At 60.6% G+C, this 13,331-nt stretch carries 10 protein-coding genes; 5 read left to right on the top strand and 5 right to left on the bottom strand.

What is annotated here, in order from left to right:
* Positions 1-351: 351 nt before the first annotated feature.
* Positions 352-654, bottom strand: a complete 303-nt coding sequence (locus M0954_RS08975; protein WP_297352735.1) for a hypothetical protein — start codon at positions 652-654, stop codon at positions 352-354.
* A 387-nt stretch (positions 655-1,041) separates the two neighbouring features.
* Here M0954_RS08975 and M0954_RS08980 point away from each other — a divergent pair, with 387 nt between their 5' ends.
* From M0954_RS08980 to M0954_RS08990, 3 genes are all read left to right on the top strand, one after another.
* Positions 1,042-3,057 carry a bifunctional DedA family/phosphatase PAP2 family protein gene (locus M0954_RS08980; RefSeq protein WP_122158030.1) on the top strand — a complete coding sequence of 672 codons (2,016 nt, stop codon included), beginning with the start codon at positions 1,042-1,044 and terminating at the stop codon, positions 3,055-3,057.
* A 111-nt stretch (positions 3,058-3,168) separates the two neighbouring features.
* A complete protein-coding gene (locus M0954_RS08985; protein ID WP_122158029.1) occupies positions 3,169-4,215 on the top strand; it encodes a VTT domain-containing protein in 1,047 nt (348 codons plus the stop codon).
* 111 nt (positions 4,216-4,326) lie between these two features.
* On the top strand, positions 4,327-4,530 hold the full coding sequence (locus M0954_RS08990) for a cold-shock protein (protein ID WP_074266324.1): 204 nt from the start codon (positions 4,327-4,329) through the stop codon (positions 4,528-4,530).
* A 95-nt stretch (positions 4,531-4,625) separates the two neighbouring features.
* Here the strand turns inward: M0954_RS08990 and M0954_RS08995 are convergent, their stop codons facing one another.
* A complete protein-coding gene (locus M0954_RS08995) occupies positions 4,626-5,237 on the bottom strand; it encodes an H-NS histone family protein (protein WP_297352737.1) in 612 nt (203 codons plus the stop codon).
* A gap of 263 nt (positions 5,238-5,500) precedes the next feature.
* On the opposite strand from M0954_RS08995, the gene M0954_RS09000 reads away from it, so the two are divergent.
* The gene (locus tag M0954_RS09000) at positions 5,501-6,790 is read left to right on the top strand and encodes an Nramp family divalent metal transporter (RefSeq protein WP_122158027.1); all 1,290 of its coding nucleotides are present in this window, start codon (positions 5,501-5,503) and stop codon (positions 6,788-6,790) included.
* Positions 6,791-6,805: 15 nt separating this feature from the next.
* Here M0954_RS09000 and M0954_RS09005 read toward each other — a convergent pair whose 3' ends face one another.
* The gene (locus tag M0954_RS09005) at positions 6,806-8,626 is read right to left on the bottom strand and encodes a GGDEF domain-containing protein (RefSeq protein WP_297352739.1); all 1,821 of its coding nucleotides are present in this window, start codon (positions 8,624-8,626) and stop codon (positions 6,806-6,808) included.
* A gap of 500 nt (positions 8,627-9,126) precedes the next feature.
* Positions 9,127-10,068 carry a LysR substrate-binding domain-containing protein gene (locus M0954_RS09010; protein WP_122158025.1) on the bottom strand — a complete coding sequence of 314 codons (942 nt, stop codon included), beginning with the start codon at positions 10,066-10,068 and terminating at the stop codon, positions 9,127-9,129.
* Between the two features lie 393 nt (positions 10,069-10,461).
* Between M0954_RS09010 and M0954_RS09015 the strand changes: the two genes are divergently transcribed.
* Positions 10,462-12,048: an inorganic phosphate transporter gene (locus M0954_RS09015; RefSeq protein ID WP_297352741.1), complete on the top strand. Its 1,587-nt coding sequence runs from the start codon at positions 10,462-10,464 to the stop codon at positions 12,046-12,048.
* Positions 12,049-12,159: 111 nt separating this feature from the next.
* Here the strand turns inward: M0954_RS09015 and ppk2 are convergent, their stop codons facing one another.
* On the bottom strand, positions 12,160-13,086 hold the full coding sequence (ppk2, locus tag M0954_RS09020; RefSeq protein ID WP_122158023.1) for a polyphosphate kinase 2: 927 nt from the start codon (positions 13,084-13,086) through the stop codon (positions 12,160-12,162).
* Positions 13,087-13,331: the final 245 nt, after the last annotated feature.

Raw genomic sequence — 13,331 nt, forward strand, 5'->3', positions numbered from 1 at the left:
TGCCCTCCAGGGTTAGAGCCATTGAGCAGGCCTAACGCGAGAAGGACGCTCTTACGTTGGCCTGCTAAACAAGAACCTGCAAGACAACGTTAATCTTCCCAGCCCGTAAACGCCGTTTCGCCAAGATGAAGAATGATTTACGTGTCTACAGGCTGGGCACATGACACACACACGGAAATTATTTATCAGTTATCCAGATTAATTAGCACCGCTGCCCGGTGGCGATTTCTTCGTTCGGCTACGGCAGCCACGGCAATCTACCCTTTCGACACTACGCAGTTTTTCGCACGGACGGCGCCGCGTTTGCAAACGTGCGCCGTTACGTCCCGACCCGGGAAACACCGCCTGACGTCATCGGCCGCGGAAAATGTTGCATTGCGGACGGGTCGCGCATCGCGGGCCGCCCGACTGTCCATCGAAATCGACAGTACCTCCATATGACGCGTTAGTCATAGCGTGTGCCTGCGACATGCCGGGCTGCCCCGTTTCGCTGTAGGGCATGTCTGTCGCGTCTTGCGCGGTCTCGTTCGCGTTCCGCTCCTGGATCGCGCGCCCCCGCGCTTGCATGTCCGGGCGAATCTCCTGCCCGTTTGTTACGCTGGCCGCCAGCAGCAGCCCCGCGCCAGCCAACGGCAATACGATAAGTGCTTTCATCTCGACGCTCCTTGCATCCTCGAGCGGACGCACAACGGGCCGCCACGGCCCGCCGGCGACATTCCCGCCACGCTACCCGACTAACGACGCCTATCGCCCTCCCCGTTGCCCGAAGGGGCAATGCAGTGCAACAAACGAGCGTCTGAAGGGGGTTGATACCCAGCCCAAGACGCAGGGAATGCCCGCACCGCACCTCCGTTATAGGTCAAGTTCGCAAGACGTCAACGAACCGCCCCACCAGCGCAGACTCCCGCTGTCCAAGGCCGCCGCCTTGCTTGTCGACCGCATGCTTCGGTGCGGCATGACACCTGCTGAGGTTATATTCTGATATGACACGTTTTCCCGTTCGCGTTCATTCGTCATAGTGCTGCACCGCCGGAGAGGTAGATGGAGCAAGCGTATGTTCACCTGTTGCATCTGCTCGGCGGCCACGCGGGATGGACGTTGGCGGTGGTATTTCTGGCAGCCTTTCTGGAGTCGGTCGCAGTCATCGGTACCTTCATCCCCGGTAGCACAGCCATGTTTCTGGCCGGAGCGTTAGTCGGCACAGGTGCGCTCAACCTCGGCTGGCTGTTCGCTTGCGCGCTCGTCGGCGCCATCGCGGGCGACGGACTCAGCTATTGGATCGGCCACCGCTACCGCAATACGCTCGTCCAACTCTGGCCGTTCCGCACGCATCCGCAGATCCTGCAGACCGGCCATCAGTATTTCACGCAGCACGGCGCGCGCAGCGTCGTGTTTGCCCGTTTCATCGCACCGGTGCGCGCCATCGTGCCAGTCGTCGCAGGCATGCTGGGAATGAGCCCAACGCGCTTCTACGCGATGAACGCCCTGTCTGCAGTACTTTGGGCACCCGCGCACATTCTTCCGGGGGTCGTGTTCGGCGCGTCCCTGCAACTGGCGGGCGCCGTTTCGTTTCGTCTGGTCGCCGTCATCGCGATTCTCGCCGCAATCGGATGGCTGAGCTTCCAGGCAATGCGCCACATCGTCTTGCGCGCGCGGGCATGGGCCAACGCATCGCGTCGCGAGCTGGTCGTGTGGGCCCGTTGTCACAACGGACGTGCGGCAAGCGTCCTCGTGCAGGTGCTGGATCCCGAGAGGCCGGCGATGAGCATCGTCGCCATCATCTCCGTACTGGTGCTGTTGTTCGCAGGGATCTTCTTCGGGGTGTTTCAAGGCGTGGCCAATGGCGACCCGCTGGTTCAGATCGACATGTCGGTGTATCGATTCCTTCAATCGATACACTCTCCCTGGGCCGACTCGCTGGTATCGGGCCTCGCCACGCTGGGCAGCGTCCCTACGCTGGCCGCCGTTGTCGCGACCGTTATCGTCTGGATGACATACGAACGGCGTTGGCTCGCCGTCGCCTACTGGCTGGCGGCAGTCGCTTTTTCGCAATTGCTGATCTTCGCCATCCAGTTGACGGTGCGGCAGGTGTCGCCCGTTTCCACCGGTTTCGAAGCGTATGCATTCCCCAGCAATCACGTAGCGGCAAGCGCGATTGTCTACGGCTTTCTCGCCTTCCTGCTGTCGCGTCGCGTCGGCAAAATTCAGGGCGTCCTGGTAACGACGGTCAGCGCCGCGATCGTCGTGGCGGTAGCGTTCGCCGGGCTCTACGTGGGACGCTTTTCGTTCTCCGATGCGGTGGGCGGCGCGGCGTTCGCGGCGATCTGGGTCGCCGTCGTTGCATTGACCGCCGTGTGGCGCAACCCTGGGATGCCCGCTCCACGCGAGTTTATGCCCGCTGTGATGCTGCTGGTGATCTGCGCCAGCGCAGCACCGCAAATCGAACTTCACCATTTGGGCAGCGTACCGTCCAGCGAACAACGCCCTCCTCTCGAGGTCGTCACCGAAGCGCAATGGACCGATACGCTCTGGAAGACCTTTGCCTGCTACCGCTCTGACATGACAGGCGACCGGCGCGAGCCGATCACGGTGCAGTGGTCAGCCAACCGCGAACAGATCGAATCGCAATTGGCCGACCGCGGCTGGATGGAAGGCACGCAACTCTCGGTGCGCTCCATCCTCTCGCTGGTCGCCCCCGACCCCGAGGCGACCGCGTTACCCGTTTTGCCGAAGCTCAATAACGGCGAGCCCTCGACACTCGTCTTTACGCGTGCCCGCGATGCGCGCGACGAGCGCGACGTCTTGCGCTTCTGGCCCACCACGTATGCCGTGCAACGCAAAAGCGGTGGACCGTCCGCGCAGATCTGGCTAGGCTCGCTGGTCCATGAGCGGTTGCGGCGCCCAACGTGGCCATTCAATGTGCTACGCCCGGACCGGCAAATCGATCCGCTGATCTCCGTGGAGGGACCCAAAGGCCCATGGCGCGAACTTGAAGTTTCCAGCGACGCCGGATGCGAAGGCGTGCGCGTGACGCTGATCGATTCAAACGTAAAATGAACCCGTGTTGACGCCTGTCCGGGCATCCGGCTTGCGAATGCAACATTCCATGAACGCGGATGCAGCGGCGCTGCTGCTGCGCCCTCAGCCGTGACTTCAGGAGCCGCGCAATTGATAGAGTTTCCGCAATCGGAGATTTCGACCTGGGGCGGCGCGGTCGTCTTTCTAAACGTCTTTCTGACGCGTCTCGGTGTTCCCCTACCCGCGGTGCCCGTCCTGCTGTTCGCCGGTACCGCGGTCGCGAGCGGTGCCCTGTCGTTCTGGTATGTATTGCCGGCAGCGGTGCTCGGCGCATTGCTCGGCGATGGCATCTGGTTCGCGGCAGGACGCCTGTACGGCCAGCGGCTGATTAACGCGCTTTCGCGTCTATCGATGTCTGCCGGTGCACGCGTGCGGACTACGCGCTCCCTGTTTGAGCGCTTTGGCGCGCCGATCGTGTCGGTGTCCAAATTCATCCCGGGTCTTGCCCTCGCCACCCCGCCGCTAATGGGTACCACGCGGGTCGACCCAAAGATATTTGCCGCATGGGATCTGCTAGGCGCTGTGATATGGGCAACGTTCTGGCTGCTAGGGGGCGCCCTGTTCCAGAAGCAGCTCGGTCTGTTCGTGCTCGCAGTCCGGGCACATGGCACGACGGTGATCGATCTGGTGCTGGCGGCGTCGCTCCTCTACTTCGTGGTTCGCTGCATCCAGCGCTGGCGCTTTAGACGCTGGCTCAAGCAGGTACGGATTACCCAGGAACAGTTCGAGGCGACCTTGCGCTCGGAGTCGCCGCCGATCATTCTGGACGCGCGGCCAGAGTCCGCGGTGCAGGACGATAGCCATCGCATTCCCGGCGCCCAGCCGCTCGATGCGACTTCGGCGGCCGAGATCGAAGAGGCTTTGCCGGGAAAGCACCGCGTGGTGTATTGCGTGTGTCAGGACGAGGCTACAGCCATGCGCATCAGGTTACATATGCGCCGTAAAGGGTTTACGCGGATTCGCGCGCTCAAGGGCGGCCTCGACTCCTGGGCACGCCGCGGCTACGCCTTCGACCCGTTTCCTTCAGGGGCCAGCGCGGCCGCCCTGGCAGCGCGGGTGGAGAGTTTGCGCTCGGAGACAGAGGCCGTCACGCTACGCGGCGTCGCGCCAAGACGAGAAAGTTCCGCTAAACCGTAGCCGCCCTGGTTGTGGATTGTCAATTTACTGTGGTACAAAGACGCGTCGCGCTCCGCCGACCTTGGCGGCACGACACCAACACAACACGTCTTTTTTGGAAAACTCAGGAAAATGGCAACAGGTACAGTGAAGTGGTTTAACGATGCAAAGGGCTTTGGTTTCATTACGCCGGACGGCGGCGGCGAAGACCTGTTCGCGCATTTTTCTGAAGTCCAGGGAAGTGGCTTCAAATCGCTGCAGGAAAACCAGAAGGTCAGCTTCGAAGTGAAGCAAGGCCCGAAGGGCAAGCAAGCGGCTAACATCACGCCGCTGTAAGCAGCCGGAACTCACGTTCCCGCAGAACATTGGCCCGCCTTGGCGGGCCAATGTCGTTTTCAGGCGCGAACTGCAGCTGTTATCTGCGGATGTCGTCAGGCGGCGACTGCGCTCGGCACTGTCTTTTTACCCGGCGGCCTACCCCGGGTTGCCCTCTTCGCGACCGGCTTTTTCGCAGCGGCCTTCTTTGCTGCAGATTTTTTCGCCGGAGCCCTCGCGCTCGGCGCTTTCTTAGCCGCGGTCTTTTTCACAGCGGCCCGCTTGGCGGGCGCTTTCTTCGCAGCCGTTTTCTTCGCCGCCACCTTCCTTGCAGCAGTCGTCGCTTTGCTAGTGCCGCTGCCGTTCAATACGATCCCAGCTGCGCCGTCAATAAGGAAACGGGTACGGTCCTTCACGTCCTTGATCCAGGCGGGTGGCCTTGCATGACCGCTCCATGTTGCGCCAGTTTTAGGATCACGATACTTCGGCGGTAGCTTGCCCTTGGCGCCAGCGACACTCTTCGCAACGCCATTGGAAAGACGGCGCCCCGCTGCTTTAGCTTCTCGCCTGGCCTTGGCACGGGCTTCGATATCCGCAGTCGTCAAGCCGTGCTTGATCATCAGTTCGCGGATCTGGTCGACGGCCTTTTGCGCGCGTTCGGCTAGTAAAGTTTCGGCTTGCGCCTGGAGTTTCTTCATACGCGCTTGAATCTGCTCGAGAGTGGCCATAGTGCCTCCTTTACGTGTGGACGATGGTCGCACTATGCCATGAGCACACAACAAAGCGCTATGGTTTCGCACATAACGAGACAAGGCATAACCCTTTATCGGCACTGCATCGCTCAAAAAATATCGGCTTGCAGGGCGGATGACTGTTTCATTAATAGAACTGAGCATAGGTCATCCCCATTCGTCCACTCAAACCCGTGGCACGAATAATGCTGACCAGCACAGGCTAGCTGCGAACCGGCCGCCACCTTCAAGGAACCAACGTGCCCACTGAACCATTAGATCCAGAGCTTGTGGTTGAAGATGAGGCCGGCCGGTCGTGGACCCGGCGCCTGGGTCCGGGCCTCGTCACGGGCGCGGCCGACGATGACCCGAGCGGCATCGCAACCTACTCGCAAGCCGGCGCACAATTCGGCTTTGGTCTGCTGTGGACCATGCTGCTCACCTTCCCGCTGATGGTTGCGATTCAATCGATCAGCGCGCGCATGGGACGGGTTACCGGCCGCGGACTCGCCACCAACCTGCGCCGCCACTATCCTTCGCAGGTCCTGTACGCCGCCGTGATGGTTCTGCTGGTTGCGAATACGATCAATATTGCCGCTGACCTCGCGGCAATGGGTGCGGCCGCCAAGCTTGTACTCGGCGGTCCCGTGCAGATTTACGTGGTTCTGCTAGGCACGTTTTCCCTTTTGCTGCAGGTCTTTATGCCATACGAGCGCTATGCCCGTATCCTTAAGTGGCTCACGCTCGTCTTGCTTGCGTACGTTGCGATCGTGTTTGTCATTCCGGTCGACTGGAAAGCCGTTGGCCTAAGCATTGTCAAACCGCCCATTCAAATCTCCGGCCACTATCTGACGACCGTCGTTGCCGTGCTCGGCACCACGATCAGCCCTTATCTGTTTTTCTGGCAAGCCTCGCAGGAAGTAGAAGAGATTCGCTCCGAACCAGGGCAAGAGGCATTGCTGCGCGCGCCGCAGCAGGCAAACGCCCAACTCAGCCGCATCACCTTCGACACGTGGATAGGCATGGCGATGTCGAACGGCGTGGCGTTCTTCATCATTCTTGCTGCTGCGGCGACCTTGCACGCCCATCACATCCAGATCACCACTTCCGCCGACGCCGCAAGCGCCTTAAAGCCGATTGCCGGTTCATTCGCATTCCTGCTGTTCAGCCTCGGCATCATCGGCACCGGCCTGCTCGCTCTTCCTGTGCTGGCGGGGTCCGCGGCTTACGCCGCTGCCGGCACGATGAAGTGGCGCAACAGCCTGGCGCTGCAGGTTAGCCTCGCCAAGCAGTTTTATGCGGTGATCGCGATCGCGATTCTCGGCGGCGTCATACTCACGTTTGTAAATTTCGATCCGATCGATGCGCTTTACTGGAGCGCCGTCGTGAACGGGCTAGCGGCGGTACCGATCATGGTGCTGGTCATGCTCATGTCGGGGCGCCGGGAAATCATGGGCGAGTTTATCGTGACCGGTCTGTTGCGCTGGGTGGGATGGATCGCGACTGCGGTGATGACGCTCGCGGCAGTGGGAATGTTCTGGCCGGCTTAGCTCTGCCGACAAATATCAGGCAAGCGAGCCAAGACCTGCGTCGTCGCTCTCAGACACGCAGATCTGATTGCGACCTCGCCGTTTGGCAACGTATAGGGCGCGGTCCGCTGCCGCCACCAGACCACTTGCATCGCCACCCTGGCGCGGCTGTTGTGCTGCGACACCCAGACTCACGGTCACTACCCCGGCGGGACTCGCGAGGTGTGGCACCTGCAGCGCTTCAACCGCCAGACGGATGCGCTCGGCGACCCGCCGTGCGCCGTGCAGATCGGTGTCCTTAAGGACCAGCGCGAACTCTTCACCGCCATAGCGGGCCACGATATCCGAGGGACGCCGCGCCGACAAGGCAATCGCCTGCGCGATCGTGCGCAGACAGTCGTCGCCGCGCTGATGACCGTAGTGGTCGTTAAAACTCTTATAGGCGTCGATATCGATCATCACGACTGCCGTAAAGCTGGAGTCCTCCGCCTCCGCGAGGTGCCGCCACTGATGCTCCAGTTCGCGATCGAAGTGCCGACGGTTAAAGAGCCCTGTTAAACCATCGCGATACGCTAGCCCCTGCAGTTCGAGACGTTCCTCGGCAAGACGTTGTTCGGCGGCCTTGCGTGCCGTGACGTCGCGTGCCGTCGCCGTCAGCGTTTCGGGCTGCCCGGAAAACGGATCGATCACCGGACGAAGGTACGTTTCAAGCCACAGGATCTGACCGTCGGGTCGTCTGAAGCGGCTCACCTGCGATACCTCGCTCGCACCGGTGGCCAGTTTTTCGATAGCCGTAGCCAGCGCGTCGCGGTCGTCGGCAATGACCAGATCGGGAAAGTACTCACCGATCAGTTCATCAGGATCGCGGCGCATAACCGTTTGAGCGCGCGGCGAAACATAGGTTAGACGACCATCGAGCGTCACGCTCATGACGATGTCGGTCGCGTTCTCCGCCAGGATCCGGTAGCGCCGCTCACCCTCGCGCAACAGTCCCACCAGGCGGCTGCGCGAAACCTGAGTCGCGCTGATCGGCAGTGCAATGCCTAACGCAGCCAGCAAAAACAGTTGCAGCGAAAAGATGCGCGCTTCCATGTTCTCATACGGATACATCCAAAGCGGTCCGATGCCGTGCATGGTGAACGCCACTGCAATGGCAAGACACAGCAGCAAGCCAACCATGACGCTAGCGAGGTCTGCCTGAAACGCCAGCAGCATGATTGGCAGCAACGCCCAGTAAAGCAAAGGGAACTGGCTTTGTGCAAAGACGCCAGTCGTCACCGCACAAACCAGCAGGAGCAGTCCCAAGGTCTTTACACGCCGCTCGCCACGCAACAACTGCGCTGCCTCGCCACTCCAAAGCACGAGCGCTCCGGGCGTAAAGATGGCCAGACTTAGTGCGTCCGAAACGAACCAGTTGGCGAAATTGGGCAGCAGATTACCGCTCAGTTGTTCACGCAACAACGTGCATGCGAGCACGCCGGACACGAGCGGTGCGAGTATCACGCCGCCGGCCAGAAATCTGATGAGCGCTTTGGGCCGCAGCAGTTCGGCGATCGTAGTCATGCGTGGTGCAAAGCTAAAGGCAATCAGCACCTCGAGCGTATCGGCAAACGTGTAAGAGAGGGACACCGCAAGGCTCTCGCCAAGCAGATTGGCCGCCATATTGCCTGCTATGCCGCCGGCGAGCACCCAGTAGCGCTGGGCTGGCGCGGCCGCCATCATCTGGCCGAGCAGCAAAGCATTCGCAAGCCAGATGGCCGCAATTTCGCCGGCCATGCTTTTGAGTGCGCCACTCAGCAAACAGGTGAGCATCGTCACCGCGAACGCGAGCAGCGTGGCGCGCAGTGTCGCGCTCACCCTTGGCTGACGTGCTACACCCGGAAATCCCGGTGATTCTCCTGCTGGTTCTTCGCTTGACTGCCCCATACGCTTGCTCTCAGTTCTTCTTGTTGGCGTAGGCTCGCACGGAACTTCCAGCCGTTCCCCGTCGCGCGGCCTTACCTTGTTCTTCAAGACGATCTTGCGATTCGTCCCCGCAAAGCCAGTGTATAGAGATTCGCGCAAATCCAGGGCGGGTGCCTTGGGCTGAACGTGCAGAACACCGCAGAACGCGAGCTTTTAAGCGGAATGCTTAACTTACAGGACCTTAATCAACCCGCTCGGGCGGCTTGAAAGATCTCGGCTAGCGCGATTGTAAGAAGAGCGCATTTGTTGGCATGCCTAAGCCGTTGGCGCGATCTTATGCGTGGTGAATAGCCACTGAGCCTTGGCGGCTAAGGCAACCAAGGTCGCTAAAGACTGTTAAAAGCAGCCTGGGCGACGAAGGCCGATAAGGATCGCAGTGGCCACATCGCGACTCAATGCCCGCTGATCAGCCGATCCGGTGACGATGCCGACGGCTCCAGGTTACGTGCGGTAGACCACATTTCGTGCTGCAGCCAATCGCGAAACAAGGCCAGTTGCGGCAAATCGCCCTGCTCGGGGCGCGTCACCAGCCAGTACGACTGGTGGCCATCGACGTGCACGTTCAGCACCTGCACGAGTTCACCGGTTGCCAGTTCGCGCGCGATCATATGGCGGTCGGCAATCGTGATGCCAAGACCGTCGACGGCGGCGCGAATCGCCAGATCGAGCAGATCGAATTCGTAGCCCGCGGTCGTATCGACACCGACGATTCCCGCCGCTTTTAGCCAATGCTGCCAGGTCAGATAGCGTTGTTCGTCGTTCGCGAGTACGTGTAGCAGCGTGAACTGATTCAGGTCGATGCCCTGTTGCCCCGCATGCCGCGCGAGCAGCGCCGGCGAGCAAACCGCGACGTGCCGCTCGCTCATCAGCAAGCGATTGTCAAAGCCTTCCCATTCGCCGTCACCGAAACGGATCGCACAATCGAGTACCCCCGATTCGGCGAGCTTGTCCTCGACGCGCGTCGACAGACTCAGTTCAAGCTCCGGATGTTCGTCGCGCAGGCGTCCCAGACGCGGCATCAGCCAGCGGCTCGTAAAGGTGGGCGGCGCATTGATACGCAAACGGTTAAGGTGAGTCTTTTCCTGAATGCTGCGCACGGTCAGTTCGATCTTGTCGAACGATTGCTGCAGCGCCTGCAGAAGCAGACGCCCCGCCGCCGACAGCTCAAGATGGTGATGGCGGCGTTGCAGCAGGGACTCCCCGAGTTGCTCTTCCAGTTGGCGCACTTGCCGGCTGACCGCGCTCTGCGTGACATTCAACAATTCGGCGGCACGTGTGAAGCTGCCAGTGCGGCCAGCCACTTCAAAGGCTTTGAGCGCATTGAGCGCGGGCATTTTTCGTTTCAAGGGCGTCTCTGATCGGGTGCGGCAAAGCGAAGTGACATTTTACGCGTTCGCCGCGAACGTCCTTTCGCCACCACGAGCGCGAAGATATACCGGCCCCTGCGCACAACATGCAATCGTTCCAATGGACAGACAAATTACTTCGTATGACGAATTGATTTTGAAATGACACCTCGACTCCACAGTCAAGCGCCAGAATTTGCGTAGCAAATCGAAATAGTAGTTGGTTCTCGTATGCGATTTTCCGATGGGGCAACCTTACCAGGTAAGGCTTACGCCCTTTCGTTGCTTTCAAAGGGCCCGAAAGACACATGTCTGTCATAAACACGACATATTCGTAAACCAGCATGAAACGTTGACGCGACTACTTTTTGGGGCAACGCCATGCCGGAACTGTCTTACCCGCAAACGCCTACCACGAGCGGCCGAAGCCGCAACATTGGTATGATCATTTTCCTGATCGTAATCGCAATTGGTGCGGTGTATTGTGCCGCCCATCTGGTCAGCGATCTGCAGTCGGTTCAATCGCTCAGCTTTCTGCCGTACCTGTTGCTTGGCGTCGCGTTGCTGATCGCGCTCGGTTTCGAGTTCGTCAACGGCTTTCACGACACCGCGAACGCCGTCGCCACCGTCATCTACACCCATTCGCTCGCGCCGAATTTCGCGGTGATCTGGTCAGGCACGTGGAATTTCCTGGGCGTCCTGACATCGACCGGCGCAGTCGCCTTCGGCGTGCTGCAGCTTCTGCCCGTCGAACTGATCCTGCAGGTCGGCAACAGCGCGGGTTTCGCGATGGTGTTCGCCCTGCTGATCGCGGCGATCATCTGGAACCTCGGCACGTGGTACTTCGGCTTGCCCTCGTCGAGCTCGCACACGCTGGTGGGCTCGATCATCGGTGTGGGCCTGATGAACCAGTTGATGCACGGCTCCAGCGGCACCAGCGGCGTGGACTGGAACCAGGCGCTGGGCGTCGGCAAGTCGCTCGTGTTCTCGCCGATCGTCGGCTTCCTGCTGTCCGGATTGCTGCTGATGGTCCTGAAAGCGGTCGTACGCGTGCCGGCCCTCTACGCCGAACCGAAGGGTAACGAGCCGCCGCCGTTCTGGATCCGCTGCCTGCTCATCCTGACCTGCACGGGCGTCTCGTTCGCGCACGGTTCGAATGACGGCCAGAAGGGCATGGGCCTCATCATGCTGATCCTGATCGGTACGGTGCCGACCGCCTACGCATTGAACAAGGCCGTGACGCCCGCGGAAACGCAAACCTTCATCGCTGTATCGCAACAGGCCGCCACGACGTTCGGCAAATACACCAATGGCGCGCCGCCCTCGGCCCATCCGCGCGCCGACGTCGAAGCCTATGTGCAGACACGTAAACTGACGCCAGCGACGCTGCCTGCGCTCCAGCAACTGACCACGCAGATCGGCCAGCAGGTCGGTGCGTCCGGGTCAATGGCAGCCGTGCCGCAGGATGTCGTCGATAACGTGCGCAACAACATGTACGTCGTCTCGGAAGCGATTCGCCTGATCGACAAGGCCAAGCAGCCCGACTTTTCCGCGGATGACGACAAGGTGGTCGATAACTTCAAGAAGCAGATCGACGGCGCCACCAAATTTATCCCGACGTGGGTCAAGGTCGCAGTAGCGATCGCCCTCGGCCTGGGGACGATGGTGGGCTGGAAGCGCATTGTCGTGACGGTTGGCGAGAAAATCGGCAAGCAGCATCTGACCTACGGGCAAGGCGCGTCGGCGGAACTGGTGGCGATGCTGACGATTGGCGCGGCTGACGTCTACGGTCTGCCGGTGTCGACGACCCACGTGCTGTCGTCAGGCGTAGCCGGCACGATGGCGGCCAACGGTTCCGGCCTGCAATGGAGTACCGTACGCAGCCTGCTGTTGGCGTGGGTGCTGACCCTGCCGGTTTCGATCGCGCTGGCAGCAGGCTTGTATTGGGTGTTCCTGCACGTGTTTTGAAGATTCAGCGGACGGGGTTGTGGCGGCACGATAGGCCGCCACAACCCGCCAGCCAAAAGAAAAGCGCGGCTCACAAGCCGCGCTTTTTTTGTCACATCGATCCACTTAAACTCAATACAGTTCCGGCACGATCATATTGCCCGGCACCGGTTGCCGGCTGTACTCGCTGTTGTGCACACGCTCCGGCAGGTTGATCGCCGGATGCTCGATCTCGTGGTACGGCACCTGGCTCAGCAAATGGTGAATGCAATTCAAACGCGCGCGCTTCTTGTCGACGGCCTGCACGACCCACCACGGCGCCTCGGGAATATGCGAGCGCTGCAGCATCACTTCCTTCGCATGGGTGTACGCCTCCCAGCGGCGCCGGCTTTCCAGGTCCATCGGGCTGAGCTTCCACTGCTTGAGCGGATCGTGGATGCGGGTCTGAAAGCGGATCTCCTGCTCTTCGTCCGTGATCGAAAACCAGTACTTGATAATCTGCACACCGCTGCGCACCAGCATCTTCTCGAACTCCGGCACCGAGCGGAAAAACTCCTCGTACTCTTCGTCGGTACAGAAGTTCATCACGCGCTCGACGCCCGCCCGGTTGTACCAGCTGCGGTCAAACAGCACCATCTCACCACCCGCCGGCAGATGCGTCGCATAGCGCTGAAAATACCACTGCGTGCGCTCGCGATTGTTTGGCGCCGGCAATGCCGCAACCCGGCACACGCGCGGGTTCAGGCGCTGGGTGATGCGCTTGATCGCGCCACCCTTGCCTGCCGCGTCGCGCCCCTCGAAAATCACTACCAGACGGTGCCCTGTGGCGACGATCCAGTCCTGCAGCTTGACCAGCTCCCCTTGCAGACGGAACAGTTCACGGAAGTAATGCTTGCGCGCCTCGCGATGCTCGACTGAGAAGCCCGCTTCACCATCGCCGATGCGGTCATCCACCTCCATCTCGAGCTCTTCGTCGTACGCGTCGATGAGATCCTCTTCAAAACGGCGCTGCCGTTCTGCCATCGATGCCGTATCGGCGCTGGGATCCTGCTCTTTCATCGCGACTCTCCTGAAACGGGGAATAGGTAGGCGCACCGCGCGAACCGCTGCGGCAACCGCGCGATTATCGAGCACCGAGGTGTCACTGTTATTACTGGGGCGACATGAGCTCACGCCTGAAAGGCCGCCACGGATGATTTCCGCATTTCCGCTCATCCATCGCTGATCCGCGCGCAAATCACCGTATGCAAACCATGATAACCAGTTTTGGCCACCTTTAAATTGGCCTACGGCCAGTTTCGCAC

It is taken from the genome of Paraburkholderia sp. (assembly GCF_026225065.1).
In the GTDB taxonomy this organism is placed as follows: domain Bacteria; phylum Pseudomonadota; class Gammaproteobacteria; order Burkholderiales; family Burkholderiaceae; genus Paraburkholderia.

Excerpts from the sequence above, each read along its gene's own strand:
- M0954_RS08975 (WP_297352735.1), bottom strand. The coding sequence starts at position 654 with ATGAAAGCACTTATCGTATTGCCGTTGGCTGGCGCGGGGCTGCTGCTG.
- M0954_RS08980 (WP_122158030.1), top strand. The coding sequence starts at position 1,042 with ATGGAGCAAGCGTATGTTCACCTGTTGCATCTGCTCGGCGGCCACGCG.
- M0954_RS08990 (WP_074266324.1), top strand. The coding sequence starts at position 4,327 with ATGGCAACAGGTACAGTGAAGTGGTTTAACGATGCAAAGGGCTTTGGT.
- M0954_RS08995 (WP_297352737.1), bottom strand. The coding sequence starts at position 5,237 with ATGGCCACTCTCGAGCAGATTCAAGCGCGTATGAAGAAACTCCAGGCG.
- M0954_RS09010 (WP_122158025.1), bottom strand. The coding sequence starts at position 10,068 with ATGCCCGCGCTCAATGCGCTCAAAGCCTTTGAAGTGGCTGGCCGCACT.
- M0954_RS09015 (WP_297352741.1), top strand. The coding sequence starts at position 10,462 with ATGCCGGAACTGTCTTACCCGCAAACGCCTACCACGAGCGGCCGAAGC.
- ppk2 (WP_122158023.1), bottom strand. The coding sequence starts at position 13,086 with ATGAAAGAGCAGGATCCCAGCGCCGATACGGCATCGATGGCAGAACGG.